Raw genomic sequence first — 16,681 nt, 5'->3', positions numbered from 1 at the left:
GGCAGGCGCCGCCCGCCCGGCCCCTGCCCGCGAGGAAGCGCCTGCGCGCAAAAAAACCGCTGCCAAGCCGCAAGGAGTCAAAGCCCTCAGCAGCTGGGAGCAACGGGAACTGGATGCGCTGCCGGGCCAGATCAGCGAACTGGAAAACGAACAGGAATCCCTGACGGAACAGCTGGCCGACGGCAGCCTGTACCGCGACCAGCCTGCGGAAGTCGTGCGTATTCAGGCACGGCTGGAAGAAATCGAAACGACCATCCTGGAAAAGATGGAACGCTGGGAACAGCTGGAACTGCGCCGCCAGGGTTGAACGGCTGCAGGGCTGCCCTCGTGCAGCCCTGCCCCATCGGCAAGCCGCTGCCAGCCTTTCAACTGGCGCCGATACCGATGCCGTCTATCAGTCCTGCTGCACCGTCCAGCCCAGCGACTCGCCACCCGCCAGCGGCACAATTTCCAGCCCGCCACGCTCCAGACGCTCCGGAATAGGCGTTTCCTGGCGCAACAGCGTCAGGCTACCGGTGTTGCGCGGCAAACCGTAAAAGTCCGCGCCATTGAAACTGGCAAAGGCTTCCAGCTTGTCCAGGCGGCCCATGGCATCGAATGCCGTCGCGTACAGGGCCATGGCATGCAATGCGGTATAGCAGCCGGCGCAGCCACAGGCGTGCTCTTTGAGGCCACGGATGTGGGGTGCGCTGTCCGTGCCCAGGAAGAAGCGCGGATTGCCGCTGGTCGCGGCCTCAACCAGCGCCAGGCGATGGGTTTCACGCTTGAGTACCGGCAGGCAGTAGAAATGCGGGCGCACCCCGCCCAGGAAAATCGCGTTGCGGTTATACAGCAGGTGCTGAGGTGTGATCGTTGCGCCAATCGGGCCTTCCGCCTGCGACACATACGCCACGGCTTCTTTGGTCGTCAGGTGTTCGAACACCACCTTCAGCTCGGGAAACGCCTTGCGCAGCGGAATCATCACGCGGTCGATGAACACGGCTTCCCGGTCGAACAGGTCAATCGCCGGATCGGTCACTTCACCATGCACCAGCAGCGGCAGGCCATGGCGTTGCAAAGCTTCGAGCGCAGGCGCGCAGCGGCCCAGCAAATCCGTTACGCCGGCATCGGAATTGGTAGTGGCGCCCGCCGGATACAGTTTCACCGCTTTGACAAAGCCAGACGCGGCCGCCAGCCGGATTTCCTCGGCGCTTGTATTGTCGGTCAGGTACAGGGTCATCAGCGGGTCGAAACGGCCCGCCATGCCAGCCTGGGCCAAGGCGGCCAGGATGCGCTCGCGGTAGGCGCCGGCCTGCTCCGTCGTGACCACAGGCGGACGCAGATTCGGCATGACAATGGCGCGTGCAAACTGTGCCGCGCTGTCCGGCAAGACAGCACGCAACATGTCGCCGTCACGCAGGTGCAAGTGCCAATCATCAGGACGCGTGATGGTAAGACGAGTCACTGCGCTGGCCGGCGTATTGCCGCTAGAAGTATTTACCGCTGTCACAACCGTTCCCCTGACAGAAAGAAAAACGCCATGGAAAGGCATGGCCCGGCTGCCATTGTAAAAGTGAATGGCAGCCGGTGGTCAGCGTCTTGCCTGCTGCCGGGCGTCGGGCTCGGAGCTGCACCGTCCGACGAGGGGCTCAATGCGACACAGCGCTCCCGTAGGTTTCGGCAAAATAGGCCACAATGCCGTCCTTGCCCGCCACCAGGGCGCGCCCTTCATGTTCGCCCGTGACCTGCGACGAATGGCTGGCGCCAGGCAGCACCAGCAACGGCAGGCCTTGATTGGCCTCGCCCGCCAGCTCGACCACAGCCGGGCGCGGACGCTCGAAACCGACATAACGGACCTCCACCTGCTCGCGCAACTGCGGGTAGTAGCTCAGCACGCCTTCAACGAAAGCGCCCGCCGGGCAGAAAAAGCGGGTACCGGGATGCTTGGCATCCGTGAAGCCGGGTTCAAGCAGAAACAAAACGGGTTTGGACATCAATCGCTCCATGTCAGAACAGGAAAAAACCATCCGGCCGCTCAGGCCGCCTGGAGAATGTCGGCCGCGTGCCAGGCATCCAGACGGCGGCGGGCATCGGGCCGCGGCACTGCGGCAATCAGCGCACGGGTATAGGCATGCGTCGGCGCTTCCCAGATTTGCCGCCGATCGCCCGACTCGACAATCCGCCCCTGGTGCATCACCAGCACCTGGTCGGCGATATAGCGCACGACCGAAAGATCATGGGAAATAAACAGATAGGACAGGCCGAACTCTTCTTTCAGCTCGACCAGCAGGTTGAGAATCTGCGCCTGGATCGACACATCCAGCGCCGAGACCGGCTCATCCAGGATGACCAGCGCCGGGCGCACGATCAGGGCACGTGCAATCCCGATACGCTGGCGCTGCCCGCCGGAAAACTCATGCGGGAAACGACTGGCAGCCGAGGCCGGCAGCCCTACCCGGTCCAGGGTCGCCGCAATGCGCTGACGACGGGCCTGCCGGTCTTTTTCCCCATGTACCGCCAGCACGGCATCCAGCGTATCGAACACGCTGCGGCGCGGGTTGAGCGATGCATAGGGATCCTGGAACACCATTTGAATGCGCTTGCGCCAGGGCTTGAGCTGCTTCTCCGTCAAAGGGGCCAGATCCGTGCCTTCAAACAGGATGCGGCCGCCCGACGATGGGATCAGCTTGAGCAAGGTCCGCGACAAAGAAGACTTGCCGCAACCGGATTCGCCCACCAGGCCCAGCGTCTGACCCGGTTCGATATCGAAGGACACGCCATCTACCGCATGGAACAGCCCGCCCTCACGCCTGCGATAGCTGGTGCGCAGGGCTTGCACCGATAGCAATGGCTCCTGCCGGGCGCCCGCTTCCTGCACGGCACGCGGCGGCGCCGTCGGCGTGATCAACTGAAAACCGGGTGCGCCGGTGTGCGGGTCAGCCAGCCGATGAATCTCGGGCAAGCGCCCGCCGCTGTAATGCAGATCCTTGCCGGCATGCAAGGACGCCCCCAGCAAACCCTGCGCATAGGGGTGGCCGGGCTGCTCGAACAGCTGCAACGCCGGTGCTTCCTCGACTTTCTCGCCATCGAGCATCACCAGCACCCGGTCGGCCCACTGCGACACCACGCCCAGATCATGGGTAATGATCAGCAGCCCCATCGACAGATCCCGCCGCAATTGATCGAGCAGCGCCAGAATGCGCGACTGCACCGTCACATCCAGGGCCGTTGTCGGTTCATCGGCAATCAGCAGGCGCGGCTGGCAAGCCACCGCCATGGCGATCATGACCCGCTGGCGCTGGCCGCCGGACAAATGGTGGGGATAATCGTCGATGCGCCGCTGCGGCTCCGGGATACGTACCAGGTCCAGCATTTCCAGCGTGCGCTGACGCGCCGCCGCCCGCGACAGGCCCTGGTGCAGCCTGATGCTTTCGGCAATCTGGCTGCCAATGGTATGGACGGGATTGAGCGACGTCATGGGCTCCTGAAAGATCATCGCTATGTCGCTGCCGCGCAGACGACGCAGCTGCGGCAAGGGCATCTGTAAAATGTCCTGCCCATCGAACAGCACCCGCCCGCTCAATTCGGCCTCGGGCGCCAGCAGTCGCAGCAAGGCCAGCGCCGTCGTGGATTTGCCGCAACCGGACTCTCCCACCAACGCGACGGTCTCGCCGCTGGCGATGGAAAAATCCAGGTTCCGAACGGCGTGATGATGCCCGCCACGGCTGCGGAACCGTACATTGAGCTGCTGCACCTCCAGCAAAGGTGCGGCAGCCGCTGAAGCAAGCGTATGGGTCATGAGCGGCCTCGCAGACGGGGGTTGAATGCATCATTGATGCCATCGCCGACCAGATTGAGCGAGAGCACCGTCAAAATGATTGCCACGCCCGGAACGGCAGTCAAATACCAGGCCGTGCGCAGCATTTCGCGCCCTTCCCCTATCATGCCGCCCCAGGAAACGACATTGGGGTCGCCCATGCCCAGGAACGACAGGGCCGACTCCATCAGGATGGCAGTGGCGACCAGCACTGATGTCGTCACCACGACCGGCGGCAGCGCATTGGGGAGGATTTCACGAAAAATGATCCAGGCATCGCCAAACCCCTGGCTGCGTGCCGCCAGCACGAACTCGGCCTCGCGCAGCGCGCGGAACTCGGCCCGCACCAGGCGCGCGATCACCGGCCAGGAGGCAGCGCCGATGGCGAAGACAATGACCTTGACGGAAGGCTGCCCGATCGCCACGATCACGATCACCAGCAGGAAAGTCGGAATGGTCTGGATCATTTCGGTCAGGCGCACCAGCAGATCATCTACCCAGCCGCTGAAATACCCGCCTACTGCGCCAATCAGTACGCCAATGGACAAGGCAATGCCTGCCGCTACCGCACCGACCGACAGGGAAACGCGGGCGCCATGCGCCAGGCCGGCAGCAACATCGCGCCCCAGGGAGTCTGTTCCCAGCAAGTAGCCCGCCTCTTGCCCTGGCCATTGCAAAGGCATGGCGACCATATCCAGCGGATCCCCCGGAAACAGCACATTGGCCAACAAGGCCACCAGCGTCACGGCCAGCAACAGGCACAGGCCCGCCAACGCCGAAGGATTGCGCAGCAAGGCACGCCAGGCGGCATGACGTGCCGGCGCGGGCAGCACCGCCAGCGCCGCCAGCCCCTGCGGCTTGAGTGCATCGGCCGCCAAGGCCAGCGGCTCGCCCGGCCCGGCAGGCGCCGCAGCGGAAGAAAGACGATGATTCATAGCAAAACCCCTGCCCGGCCAGACACCGGGCCAATGCACATGCCGGGACAAATCAACGCACCTGAATGCGAGGATCCAGCCAGGCATGCAATAGATCAACCAACATATTGGCAACGATCACCAGCAGCGAAGACAGGAACAGAATGCCCAGCAGCACGGAGTAATCCCGCGCCAGCACCGATTCCAGCGCCAGCCGGCCCAGCCCTGGCCAGCTGTAAACGGTTTCAATCACCGTCGCGCCCCCCAGCAGGGCGCCGAAGTGCATGCCGGCGACCGTCGTCACGGGAATCAGCGCGTTGCGCAGTACGTGTCGAAACGTGATGGCCGCAGGCGCCAGGCCTTTGGCTTCAGCGGTACGCACATAATCCTGGCGGTTCACTTCCAGCATGGAAGAACGCGTCAAGCGGGAAAAAATGGCGACAAAAAACCCTGCCGTCGCCAAAGCCGGCAACACCAGATGCCGGGCGCTATCCACGGCAGCCGGCCAGCCTGTCAGGCCCGCGCCGATGGTGTGATTCCCCCCGGTGGGCAGCCAGCCCAGCTTGACCGAACACAGCACGATCGCCATCAGGCCCAGCCAGAAGCCCGGCGTCGAATACAGCAACAGCGCCAGGACCGACAGCACCCGGTCATGCCACTTGCCGGCCTTGACCGACATCAGAACGCCCAGCAACACGCCCACCAGCATGGCCAGGCCCAACGCCGTCCCCATCAGCAGCAGGGTATTGCCCATGCGATCAAAAATCAGCGTCGTCACTGCCATGTTGTGACGCGGCGAGACACCCAGATCCAGATGGGCCAGCCCGGACAGGTACTCGCCCAGACGCTGCAGCATGGGCAGGTCCAGGCCGAAATGCTGGCGCAGCTGCGCCATGCTCTCTGCCGTGGCCGCCCCCGACTCCGCCGCGATCACATCGGCCGCATCCCCAGGCACCAGCTCCATCAAAATGAAGTTCAGAATCACAATGCCCAGCACCGTGGGCACGGCCTGCCAGGCATTGCGCCGCAATGTCGCAATCACGCGCGACCACGCGCCTGCATGGTTCATCGTCATTTCCCCATGTGTCCGGCCAGTCCAACCCTAGGGCTGGCTGAAATAGGCGTCAGCAAAACTGGCCCGTGTACCACCGGCATAGCGGCCCCAGTCATGCAGATTGCGCGCGGCAATCGTCACGTTCGGATTGGCACCCAGCTCAATCGACGGCACATCGTCATGCACGACCTGCTGAAACTGGAAAAACAAATCGCGGCGACGCTCCGGGTCGGCCTCGGATGCGGCCGCTTCCAGCAGTTGATCCGCCTGAGCGCTGACATAGTGCGGCGCATTGGAGAACGGCAAACCCACCTTGAAATTCTTGGACCAGAACACCCGCTGCACGCCGATGGTCGGATCAAAAATGTTGGTCAGGTTTTCCAGCGTGATATCAAAAGCACGGTCGGTATAGACACGCGTCACATACGTCGCAAAATCCAGCGTCTGCAGATCGGCGTCGATTCCGATGCGGGCCAGCGATTGCTTGACGAAGTCCGCGGCACGCTTATCCTGGAACGGGTTGTTGAGCAGGCGCACGGAAAAACGTTTGCCATCGGCCCCACGAGGGTAGCCGGCAGCGTCCAGGGCGGCTTCGGCAGCCTTGGGATCATAGGGATACGGCTTGATCGCCGGGTTGTGGAACGGCGACGCCACCCCGATGGGCGAGGCCGAGGGCACACCGTAGCCATACCAGACCGTGCGCGCAAACGCATCCAGATTCAGGGCCTGGGCCACCGCCTGCCGCACCTCGCGCTGCTTGAACGGCTCGGAATCGAGATTGAAGTAAATCTGCTGGTGATCGCCCACATACGGCCAGGCCGTGATGTCCACAACCACCTGGGGCAGCTTCTGGAAGCGCTCGATATCCGACAGCGGAATCACCTTGTTGCCCAGCTGTACCTCGCCGGACTCCAGCGCGGCAGCGCGTGCGGCCGCCTCGGGAATGAAGCGGGCCACGATGCCGTCCAGATAGGGTTTGGGCGCATCCCAGTAGTCAGGATTGCGCGCCAGGCTCACATGGCTGCCGCGCACCCACTCCTTGAACACAAACGGCCCGGTGCCCACCGGCGCATTGTTGAACGGATTGCTGGCCACCTCCTTGCCTTCATACAGATGCTTGGGAATGATGGGCGATTCCGCGGCATCCAGCGCCGTCAGCAAATACGGCGCCGGTTTCGCCAAATGCAGCACGACGGTGTGGGCATCGGGCGTGTCGATGCTGCTGACATTGGCAAACGTCACCCGCCCGCGCGGATGCACTTCCTTGAGCGTCTGGATCGAAAACGCCACATCATCCGCAGTGAAATCCTTGCCGTCATGCCACTTCACCCCTTCGCGCAGCTTGAAGGTGTATGTCAGGCCATCCGGGGCCACCTCCCAGCCGGTGGCCAAGGCAGCCACTGGCTGCAGCTGGGTGTCGTAGTTCAACAGCCCTTCGACCACCTTGGGGCCCAGCTCGGTGCTGCCTCCCGCCGTCGTCGTCAACGGCACGAACACTGCCGGCTCCGGCGTCACGATCCAGGTCAGCGTTCCACCGTGACGCGCCTGCGGCGTGGCCGAGGGCTCCGCCTGCCCCACCACAGGCAGCACCGCCGTCAACATCAATGCCGCCGTCAGGACGGCACGCAGACCGCGCCGCAGCAGCGGCCGGCGTGCGCCGGGCAGGGAGATCGAATCAAAATATCGGGAATCCATATGGTGCACCCTATTTCTCAGGAAAAATTAACCGTGACCCACACGGCACCGGCCTGTTCTCGCCACCACGGCAAGCACTGCACTATCCAGTGCGCCCCGGACACCGGGACGCCACCCCGCCCGCTGGCAACCCTCATTCGCGCTCCAGGTACACGTGCGCGAAATTGCCGGCAATGCCCTCGCCGGTCACGGCATAGTCCTTGACGCGTTGGCTCGCCACGGTAATGTTGGGCGGCGCGCCCAGTTCAATCGAAGCGACATCCTCGCTCACCAACTGCTGGAACTGCCGGAAGAATTCGCGCCGCCTGGCCGGGTCCGGCTCCACAGCGGCTGCCTCCAGGGCGGCATCGACAGCCGGGTTTTGATAATGCGGCGTATGCGTGAACGGCACGCCAGCCTGGAAGTTCTTGGACCAGAACACCCGCTGCACACCGATGGTGGGATCAAAGACATTGGCCAGCGATTCCAGGGTCAGATCGAAATCACGATCGGTATAGACCTGCCTGGCATACGCCGCGAAATCATTGGTCACTACCGTGGCATCTATGCCGGCGCGTGCCAGCGACTGACGCACAAAGCCTGCGGCACGCGGATCCTGGAATGGCGTGATGAGCAGCTTGAGCTTCAGGCGGACGCCCTTGGCATCCTTGGGGTAGCCAGCGGCGTCCAGCAGACGATTGGCTTCTGCCACGTCATACGGCACGGGCTTGATGCTGTCATCGTGGAATGCCGTCAGCAGCTTGCCGATGGGCGAGGCCGAGGGCTGCCCGTAGCCATACCAGATCAGGCGCTGGAAGGCGTCCAGATCCAGCGTAGCGGCGATGGCCTGCCGCACGCGCCGATCCTGCAACACGGGCCGGTCGAAATTGAAGTACATCTGCAGGTGCGTCCCCGCATACGGCCAGTGACGGGTATCGACCTGCAAACCGTCAATGGCCTGGAAACGTGCAATGTCCGACAAGGGAATGGGACGATCGCCACCGAGCAGGACTTCACCGGATTCCAGCGCAGCGGCGCGCGCTGCCGCGTCAGGAATGGCACGAACCACGATGCGGTCCAGGTAGGGGCGCGGCGTATCCCAGTAGTCCGGGTTGCGTTCGAGCACGATATGGCTACCCTTGACCCACTCCTTGAACCGGAAAGGGCCGGTGCCGACCGGCGCCTGATTGGCCGGATTGGTGGCCACTTCCGTCCCGGCGTAGAGATGCTTGGGCACGATCGGAGACTCCGATGCCGCCAGTGCCGTCAGCAGGTAAGGCGCGGGCTTGCTCAGGATCAGAACCACCTGGTGCGGGGTCGGCGTCTGGATCTCCGTCACGCTGCCGAAGGTAGTGCGGCCGCGAGGATGAAACTGGCGCAGCGCATCAATGGAAAACGCGACATCCTCAGCGGTGAAATCCTTGCCGTCATGCCACTTCACCCCTTCGCGCAAATCGAAGGTATAGCGCAAGCCATCCGGGCTGACCGCCCAGCCCGTCGCCAATTGCGGCAAAGGCTTCAGATCAAAATCGTAGGTCAGCAGGCCTTCGACGATCTTCGGGCCGATCCGCTGATTGCCATGCTCGGTGGTCGTCAGCGGCACCAGGCTGCTGGAAGGTTCGGGAAACACAGACCATGTCAGGGTACCGCCCTGCACCGGCCCGGCCACGGCCGCGCTGCTGCCCAACGCCCAACCCAGCACCAAGGCAACCGTGCCGCGCCGCCACCCAGCGACCGGCAGCCGCGTACGAAATTGCGGCCAGCGCACCGCATCAAACAAAGACCATGCATTCATCAGATAAGCGCTCAAAAAGTGAGTCTGCCTGCCCCGGTGCCTCAGAACACGCGGGCAGAAGTCAGCACCGTCGTGGTGCCGTTGAGGTGGTAATCGCCCAGCACCCGCAACTTATGCTGCAAGGGGTTATGGCTGAAAATGGTGCGCAGGTTGCGCCAGTGCCGATCCAGCAGCAGGCTCGCGGAGGTCGCAGAAGCGCCGCCAGCCTCGAACAATTGCTCGGCTGCCTGCAAAGCCAGGCGACTGACAATCCATTGCGTTTTGGCCGTCGCCAGCGCCCCTTCCAGCACGATGTCCTCAGCATCCGGAGACTGCCTGCGCACGGCCTGCGCGCCGCGCTCCAGCACCCTGGCGTTGTCGAATACCAGGGTGTCGATGGCATGGCTGGCGGCAGCGATGCCACCCACCACGTTCTGAATAAAGGGGTCGTCACGCGCCTGATCAACATTGCTGTGCAGCGTCGAGCGGCCTTTGTCGCGCACGTACTGGCCGATATCCCGCAACAGCGCCCGCACGATACCGGCTGCGGTGGCAACCAGAATCAGCTGCCGCCAGGCCGAGGTATGGCGGCTGGCCAGACCCAGCTCAATGGTGGACACCGGCAGCAGTTCTTCCGGCTCCACCCGGACATGATGAAAAACCAGGCTGCCGCTGGCGGTCAGCCTTTGCCCCATGCCGTCCCAATCGTCCACGACCTCCAGCCCGGCGCGCGACAGCGGCAAGACCACCGTGACGTTCTTGCCCGACTCATCCAGTACCGTAATGGCGGCATAGTCGGCATAGGCCGTACCCGTCGAGTAGAACTTGCGGCCATTCAGTCGATAGTGCCCGTCCTCGCGCGTCAGCGGCGTTGTGACGATGCCCGGCTTGGCGGTGCCGGCTTCCGTCGATGCGCCGCCAAACAGTTTGCCTGCCAGCACGCGCTCGACCTGACGCCGGTGAAAGTCCGTCAAGGGCACCGTCCGCCACAATGCCGTCAAATTGAAATGCAGGCGCAAGGCATGCGGCACATTGGAATCCGCCTCGGCCAGCTGCACCAGCAGTTGCGTCACATCCTCCAGCGTGCCACCCGGCCCGCCCAGCTCAACAGGCACCAGCAAGGTGCCCAGCCCCAGTTCGCGCACCCGGTCAAAGGCCCAGAAGGGCAATTCGCGCTTGCGCTCACGGTGCAGCGCCTGCTCGCGCAGCGCGTCGGCCAATAGCGGCACCTGCGCCAGTATTTGCGCCCGGTCCCAGCGCGGCAGGGCAGGCGCTGGCGCCGGGGTCGAATCAAGGACCGGCCCATCGGCAAGAACCGCCACGGCGTGATCGCTCATGGCTGCCCCCCGACCCCTGCAGACGCGGACAGCACCCGCGGCACGCGGCCTTCCACCGGATACCCAGGATCGGTAAACCCTGGCGTGGACGGGTGGCCTGCCGCCACCAGCCGATCAACCAGCGCCTCATCCTCAGGCGTGAACGTGTAGGACAAGGCACGCACATACCCTTCCCATTGCTCCAGCGTCCGGGGTCCGGCAATCGCGGCGGTAATGAGGCGGTTGTTCAAGACCCAACCCAAGGCGAATGCCACCGGATCCACACCACGGGCCGCGATATGACGGCGGATTTCCCTGGCGATATCCACAGACTCCTGGCGCCATTCCGTTTCCAGCAAACGCTTGTCCTGGCGGGCGGCGCGCGACCCTTCCAGCGGCGTATCGACGCTGTCGTACTTGGCCGTCAGCACCCCCCGAGCCAGCGGGCTGTAGGACACCACGCCCAGGCCATAGGCGTGGGCAGCGGGCAATTGCTCGGCCTCGGCAGTGCGGTTGACCAGGTTGTAGAGCGGCTGGCTCGCCACCGGACGATCTATCCCTTCCGCATCGGCCAGATGCGCCACCTCGGCAATCCGCCAGCCACGGAAATTGGATACGCCAAAGTAGCGGATCTTCCCGGCGCGGATCAGATCGCCGATCGCCCGCACGGCTTCACCGAGCGGCGCATCAAAATCCGCGCGGTGGAAATACAGGATGTCGATGTAATCCGTGTTCAGGCGGCGCAAGCTGCCTTCTACCGCTTCAATGATCCATTTGCGCGAACTGCCGCGACGGTTCGGGCCTGTAGCTATCCCTGCACCCAAGGGGTTGCCGAACTTGGTAGCCAGCACCCAATCGTCGCGATCGTGGCGGATCGCACGCCCTACCACCTGCTCGGTGACGCCTTTCTGATAGACATCGGCCGTATCAAGAAAGTTAATGCCCTGCGCCTTGGCGCGCGCAATGATCTCATGCGAAGTGGCCTCATCCGTCGGACCACCGAACATCATCGTCCCCAATGCGAGACGGGAAACCTGCAAGGCACTCTGGCCCAAATAGCGATAGCTCATATTAATTTCAGTATTGGATATATCGGTTATCTGGATTGAGGCAAAACAATCCAGGCGCACCTATTGGCCAGCTCATTCCGAACACACGCACATCATTGATAAAAAACCAGGCACCGGGATATCAAACCCATGCCCATACCTATACGGGACACCGGTATCGGCCGGCAGCATCGCGGTTGCCATTCATCTTTTTCATACTGCAATGCGGAATCTTTCCGGTCAAAGATACATATCTAATTAATTAATTCATTCACCGCAGACACCGTCTCCGACCCCCGCCAGCCTTGGTATGTATTTCCCTGGTTATTTAAGAAGATGAATTACTTGTTTGACCTCCGCCCCGCTGCATTTTGACAATGGCCGGATAGCGGCAATTAACGCCAATTGCAAATGGGCCAAAAAAACGCCCGATATGGTCTGTGCGCGTCGCGCCTTTACTCTCGTCCGGAACGATCCATGCCCCATGCCCCGCTCGCCAGCGACCCGCCGCAGCAAACGCATCTTCCTGCACCGGCAGACCACCCTCTCAGCCCTTATGCGCAAGCGCTGCGCCAACCCGTGCTGCTCGGCCTGTTCCTGCCCATCCAGGCGGGCGGCTGGAGCGCCTCGACGCTGCCGCGCACCACTGACTGGCGCTGGGAATACAACCGCGACCTGGTCTTGCATGCCGAAGCACTGGGCTTCGATCTGGTGTTTGCCTTGTCCCAGTGGCTGCCCAAGGGGGGTTACGGCGGCGTCCTCGATGGCACGGCACTGGATTCCTTTCAAACCACGGCCGCCCTGACGGCGATCACCCGGCGCATTCTGCTGATCTCGACCATTCATGTGCTCTACGGTCCGTTACACCCGCTGCACCTGGCCAAATGGGGCGCCACGCTCGACCATATTTCCGGTGGCCGCTGGGGCATCAATGTGGTCACCGGGCACCGTGCGGTTGAACATGAGGCCTTCGGCCGGCCCCGCATTGAGCACGACCAGCGCTATGCCCTGGCAGCCGAATTCACCGACGCCCTGCAGCAGCTATGGCATCGCGACGAACCCTATTCCTTCTCCGGTGCTTCGCCCTGGTCGTTGCAAGAGGCCTACGTCACGCCCAAACCCATTTACCACCGGCCGCTGCTGGTCAGCGCCACAGGCTCAGACGCAGGCATCGAATACGCCGCGCGTTACTCGGATATCGTCTTTATCTCCAGTCCCGGCGCCTCGGATTTCAAGAGCGCCATCGAAGTGCTGCCGGCGCACATTGCCCGCATCAAGGCGGCGGCTCGCGCCCAGGGACGCGAAATACGGACGCTGCTCAACCCCATGGTCATCAGCCGTCCTGACGAACGCAGCACCCGGGCCTATTACGATGCCATCGTCGCGCACCAGGACTTCCGCACTCCCGCAGCCTTTCAAACCCTCAATAGCGACGCTCATGCCTGGAAAGGCCGGGAAGGCATAGATCCGCCCAGCCGGCGGGCGATTGGCGGCAACATCGAAGTTGTAGGCACGCCTGAACAAGTCGTCGCGCAGTTCCTCGCACTCAAGCGCGCTGGCGTAGATGGCCTGCAACTCAGTTTTTATGATTTCAAACCTGATCTGGCATTTTTCGGCAGCGACATCCTGCCCTTGATGAAAGAAGCCGGCCTGCGCCTGTGAGGCGCGCCCTGCCGCCCAGCGCGTTTTCCCTCTTCATGGAGCTTGCGTGACCAGCAACATCCTCGCCCGGGCCAAGCGGCCGGCCGATATCCCCCAGACACCTGCCACGCCTCCTGCTCCGCCAGAGACTGAAGCCAGCCTGCTGGCGCATGCGCACGAACTGGCACGTGAATTCGCGCAACAGGCAGCGGATCACGACCGCACTGGCGCCGTCCCCGCCGATCAGATTGCGGCCTTGTTCCGCCGCGGGCTGCTGCGCCTGACCATTGCCCGCCGCGATGGCGGGCACGGCGCCGGATTGCCCCTGGCGCGACGCATCGTACAGACCCTGGCCGAAGGCGATCCCTCCGTGGCACTGATCGTTGCCATGCACTATAGCTACCATGCGGGCATCGCACGCGCGCGGCGGAAACTCCCCGGCGCGCAGTCATGGCCGGAGGCCCTGGCCCGCACCCTCATCCAGGATGCCCTGCAAGCGCCGGCACTGATCAATGCCATCCAGGTCGAACCCGAGCTGGGCTCGCCTTCATTCGGCGGCCTGCCCAAGACCATCGCCAGGCAGGAAGGCCGGCATTGGCGGATTACCGGCCACAAGCGCTATGCCACTGGCTCCCACCTGCTGTCCTGGCTGGCAGTACTGGCGATGACCGATGAAGCCAGCCCACGTATCGGGGTGTTTCTGGTGCCACGCCAGACGCCGGGCGTACACATTATTGAAACCTGGAACCCGCTGGGCATGCGGGCCACCGCCAGCCACGACATCCAGTTCCAGGACGTCGCCATTCCCTTGAATCAGGTGATAGAGCTGCATGAGGCCAGCCAGGGGCTGCGCCGCGACCCGCAAACGCTATCCTGGTATTTCAGCCTGATTGCCTCGGTGTACACCGGTGCCGCCCAGTCCGCGCAGGACTGGCTCACCCAGTTCCTGACGCAACGTCGTCCCAGCGCCTTGGCGGGAGGCAGCCTGGCCGACCTGCCGACCGTGCAGGATACGGTAGGACGGATACAGCTCTGGCTGGATGCCAGTAACGCCCTGCTGGATCACCATGCCGACGCCTATGACCAGGGCGCCGCCGACGCCGCCGCGCTCGGTGCCGTCGCCAAATACACGGCCGTGGAAAATGCGGTGCAGGCCACGGCCCTGGCCTTGGAACTGGCAGGCAATCATGGCCTGAGCCGGGACAACCCGCTGGAACGGCATTATCGCGACACGCAATGCGCGCGCATTCATTCACCCCCCAATCCCTTGCTGCGGGGCAACGCAGGCCGGGCTATCCTGCAAAAAGCCAGTGCCGGCAGCAGCGCCCCGCGCCCGCCAGCCTGATCCGTGCCCGTCGGCGCACTGCGATTGTTCGGGCCGCGCGCCGGCGGTGCTGCGGAGCGCGCCCGCCCCCTGCCGGCTCCTGGCTTTTTTTGTCTTTCGGGCCAAGACAAGTTATGCTGCCGCCGCTACACCTTTTCAACCCATCAAGCAGGAGTGCCTACGATGGCAAAAGCCCCCGCCGCAGCCGAGCGCAAACCCAATGCAGCCTTCATGAAGCCGCTGACCCCCAGCCCTATCCTGGCTGCCGTCATCGGTGCGGATCCGCTGCCGCGCACGGAAGTCACCAAGAAGATCTGGGAATACATCAAGAAACACGACCTGCAAGACGCCGCCAACCGCCGCAACATCAATGCCGACGACAAGCTGCGCCCGCTGTTCGGCAAGGATCAGGTTTCGATGTTCGAACTGACCAAGCTGGTCAACGCTCACCTGAAATAATCAGGCAGCCACATCCGCCAGGGAGGCCCGGCCGGCAGCTTGCCAGCCCGAGATGCCTTCCCCGGCCCATGGCCCGGCACGAGCCGGCAGCCAGAAAATCGGACGCCCATGCATGCGTCCTTTTTTACGTCTTTTTTCAGCCCGACGCGCCACGCGCCCGGGCGGCAAGCACACCTGCTGCCAGGCTTGCCACCCCCACCGGCTACGGGCGCCCCCTAGGCGCGATAGGCCAATCCGTCGAGCGCCAGCCCAGGCTGGCGGCCCAGCATCATGTCCGCGACCACGCGCGCGCTGCCATGGGCCAGCGTCCAGCCCAGTGCGCCTTGCCCCACGTTGATGAACACATTGGATACCGGTGTCGCACCCAGGATAGGCGTGCCCTTGGGCGTGGCCGGGCGCAGGCCGGCCCAAGGTTCGCATGGCGCGGCCGGGTCAGCCGGCAGCCAGGGCGCCGCAGCAGCCTGCGCCTCACGGCGCAGCAGCGCTACCCGGGCCGGGTCCAGACGGGTATCCTGGCCCACGATGTCCACCAGCCCGGCGATGCGCAGGCCACGGCCGGCCAAAGGCGCATAAACGGTTTTCTTGGCCAGGTCGGTGATGTTCAAGGCCGGCATCGCCGCCGATTCCGGCACGGTCAGGCTATAGCCCTTGAGCGGATAGACCGGCAGATCCAGGCCGATCTTCGCGCCCAATGAGGCGCTCTGCGCCCCGCAGGCGATCACAAAGGCATCGCCCTCGACTTCCCCCTGCGCGCCATAGACCGCATGGGCGCCCGCCCCTGGGCGACGACGCCAGCCTTCAACCTGGAAACCATAATGAAACGTTACGCCCGCCTGTTGCAACAGCTGCTGCAAACCGACGCAGAATGCGTGGCAATCGCCGACTTCCTCGCTGGGCGTCAGCACCCCGCCCACCATGCGCCGCCCCATCCCGCAATCAGGATGCGCCAAGGCAGGCTCAACATCCATGCAGGCCTGTGCATCCAGCACCTGCTGTTCGCACCCCAGGGGCGCCTGCAGCGCCACTTGGCGGCGCGCCCCTTCCAGGGCGGCGGCATCGGAATAAACGACCAGCTTGCCGTTGCGGCGATAGGAAAAAGACAAAGCCCGGCCTTCCGGTGTCTCCAGAAAGTCATGCATCAAATCGCGGCTATAGAACGCCAGCCGCAGCAGGCGTTCCGTCGTTGCCTGGCTTTGCCGCGCATTGCAGGCCGCCGCGAATTGCATCAGCCAGCGCCACTGGCGCCAATCGGCACGTGGCCGCCAGCGCAGCGGCGAGGCCGGATTGAACAACCAGGTCACGGCCTGCCCCAGCACGCCTGGCCCGGCCAGCGGCGCGACATAGCTATAGGAGAGCTGCGCGCCATTGCCATGGCTGGCGCCCATGGCGGGCGCCTGGGCCTGGTCCAGCACCGTCACCGCCAGGCCTTCCTGGCGCAGATACCACGCCGTGAGCAAGCCTGTAATGCCGGAGCCCAGCACCACTGCATGACGCAAGCCGGGCCGGACTGCCGCCCCTTGCTGTTCCGATGAGGCCTGCCGGCCTTGTGTACTGACTGACGCCACCTTCATTCCCCTCGCCTTGGTATTGCCTGATGCTCCGCCAGCGCGCCAACCGCCGCTGCGGCACCTGTTGCCTGACGCCTGCGCCAGCCGCTTCCGTATCGGGAAACGACCTGGA

The 16,681-nt window shown here is 63.8% G+C and carries 13 protein-coding genes and 1 pseudogene; 4 read left to right on the top strand and 10 right to left on the bottom strand.

Features of this window, described 5'->3' with window-relative positions; translation table 11 throughout:
• Positions 1–307: pseudogene (locus ACNA1V_RS16235) on the top strand (ABC transporter ATP-binding protein); the annotation flags it as partial.
• An 87-nt stretch (positions 308–394) separates the two neighbouring features.
• Here ACNA1V_RS16235 and pyrC read toward each other — a convergent pair.
• The 9 genes from pyrC to ACNA1V_RS16190 all read right to left on the bottom strand — a co-directional run bounded on the left by pyrC (position 395) and on the right by ACNA1V_RS16190 (position 11,598).
• The gene (pyrC, locus tag ACNA1V_RS16230; protein WP_415834628.1) at positions 395–1,444 is read right to left on the bottom strand and encodes a dihydroorotase; all 1,050 of its coding nucleotides are present in this window, start codon (positions 1,442–1,444) and stop codon (positions 395–397) included.
• A gap of 184 nt (positions 1,445–1,628) precedes the next feature.
• Positions 1,629–1,973 (bottom strand): DUF3088 domain-containing protein, encoded by a 345-nt coding sequence (locus tag ACNA1V_RS16225; RefSeq protein ID WP_415834627.1) that lies wholly within the window; start codon positions 1,971–1,973, stop codon positions 1,629–1,631.
• A gap of 41 nt (positions 1,974–2,014) precedes the next feature.
• On the bottom strand, positions 2,015–3,778 hold the full coding sequence (locus ACNA1V_RS16220) for an ABC transporter ATP-binding protein (RefSeq protein WP_415834626.1): 1,764 nt from the start codon (positions 3,776–3,778) through the stop codon (positions 2,015–2,017).
• Positions 3,775–4,731 (bottom strand): ABC transporter permease, encoded by a 957-nt coding sequence (locus tag ACNA1V_RS16215; RefSeq protein ID WP_415834625.1) that lies wholly within the window; start codon positions 4,729–4,731, stop codon positions 3,775–3,777. The genes ACNA1V_RS16220 and ACNA1V_RS16215 overlap by 4 nt, the downstream gene beginning before the upstream one ends.
• A 52-nt stretch (positions 4,732–4,783) precedes the next feature.
• Positions 4,784–5,779, bottom strand: a complete 996-nt coding sequence (locus ACNA1V_RS16210; protein ID WP_415834629.1) for an ABC transporter permease — start codon at positions 5,777–5,779, stop codon at positions 4,784–4,786.
• A gap of 33 nt (positions 5,780–5,812) precedes the next feature.
• Complete coding sequence (locus ACNA1V_RS16205; RefSeq protein ID WP_415834624.1) at positions 5,813–7,459, bottom strand: ABC transporter substrate-binding protein; 1,647 nt, start codon at positions 7,457–7,459, stop codon at positions 5,813–5,815.
• Between the two features lie 133 nt (positions 7,460–7,592).
• Positions 7,593–9,233, bottom strand: coding sequence for an ABC transporter substrate-binding protein (locus tag ACNA1V_RS16200; RefSeq protein WP_415834623.1), 1,641 nt, complete (start codon positions 9,231–9,233; stop codon positions 7,593–7,595).
• Positions 9,234–9,274: 41 nt separating this feature from the next.
• Entirely contained in the window at positions 9,275–10,549 is a 1,275-nt protein-coding gene (locus tag ACNA1V_RS16195; RefSeq protein WP_415834622.1) for an acyl-CoA dehydrogenase family protein, read from the bottom strand.
• Positions 10,546–11,598 (bottom strand): aldo/keto reductase, encoded by a 1,053-nt coding sequence (locus ACNA1V_RS16190; protein WP_415834621.1) that lies wholly within the window; start codon positions 11,596–11,598, stop codon positions 10,546–10,548. The genes ACNA1V_RS16195 and ACNA1V_RS16190 overlap by 4 nt, the downstream gene beginning before the upstream one ends.
• A 456-nt stretch (positions 11,599–12,054) precedes the next feature.
• Between ACNA1V_RS16190 and ACNA1V_RS16185 the strand changes: the two genes are divergently transcribed.
• From ACNA1V_RS16185 to ACNA1V_RS16175, 3 genes are all read left to right on the top strand, one after another.
• The gene (locus tag ACNA1V_RS16185; protein WP_415834620.1) at positions 12,055–13,239 is read left to right on the top strand and encodes an LLM class flavin-dependent oxidoreductase; all 1,185 of its coding nucleotides are present in this window, start codon (positions 12,055–12,057) and stop codon (positions 13,237–13,239) included.
• Between the two features lie 46 nt (positions 13,240–13,285).
• Positions 13,286–14,563 carry an acyl-CoA dehydrogenase family protein gene (locus tag ACNA1V_RS16180; RefSeq protein ID WP_415834619.1) on the top strand — a complete coding sequence of 426 codons (1,278 nt, stop codon included), beginning with the start codon at positions 13,286–13,288 and terminating at the stop codon, positions 14,561–14,563.
• A 162-nt stretch (positions 14,564–14,725) separates the two neighbouring features.
• A complete protein-coding gene (locus ACNA1V_RS16175; RefSeq protein WP_068375471.1) occupies positions 14,726–15,001 on the top strand; it encodes an SWIB/MDM2 domain-containing protein in 276 nt (91 codons plus the stop codon).
• A 215-nt stretch (positions 15,002–15,216) separates the two neighbouring features.
• Here ACNA1V_RS16175 and ACNA1V_RS16170 read toward each other — a convergent pair whose 3' ends face one another.
• Complete coding sequence (locus ACNA1V_RS16170; RefSeq protein ID WP_415834618.1) at positions 15,217–16,572, bottom strand: D-amino acid dehydrogenase; 1,356 nt, start codon at positions 16,570–16,572, stop codon at positions 15,217–15,219.
• Between the last annotated feature and the right edge of the window lie 109 nt (positions 16,573–16,681).

The sequence above is a fragment of the Kerstersia similis genome (assembly GCF_965139615.1).
GTDB classification, from domain to species: domain Bacteria; phylum Pseudomonadota; class Gammaproteobacteria; order Burkholderiales; family Burkholderiaceae_B; genus Kerstersia; species Kerstersia similis.
Note: the sequence above shows the minus strand (reverse complement) of the source record. Positions and strands in the feature narration are given on the sequence as shown.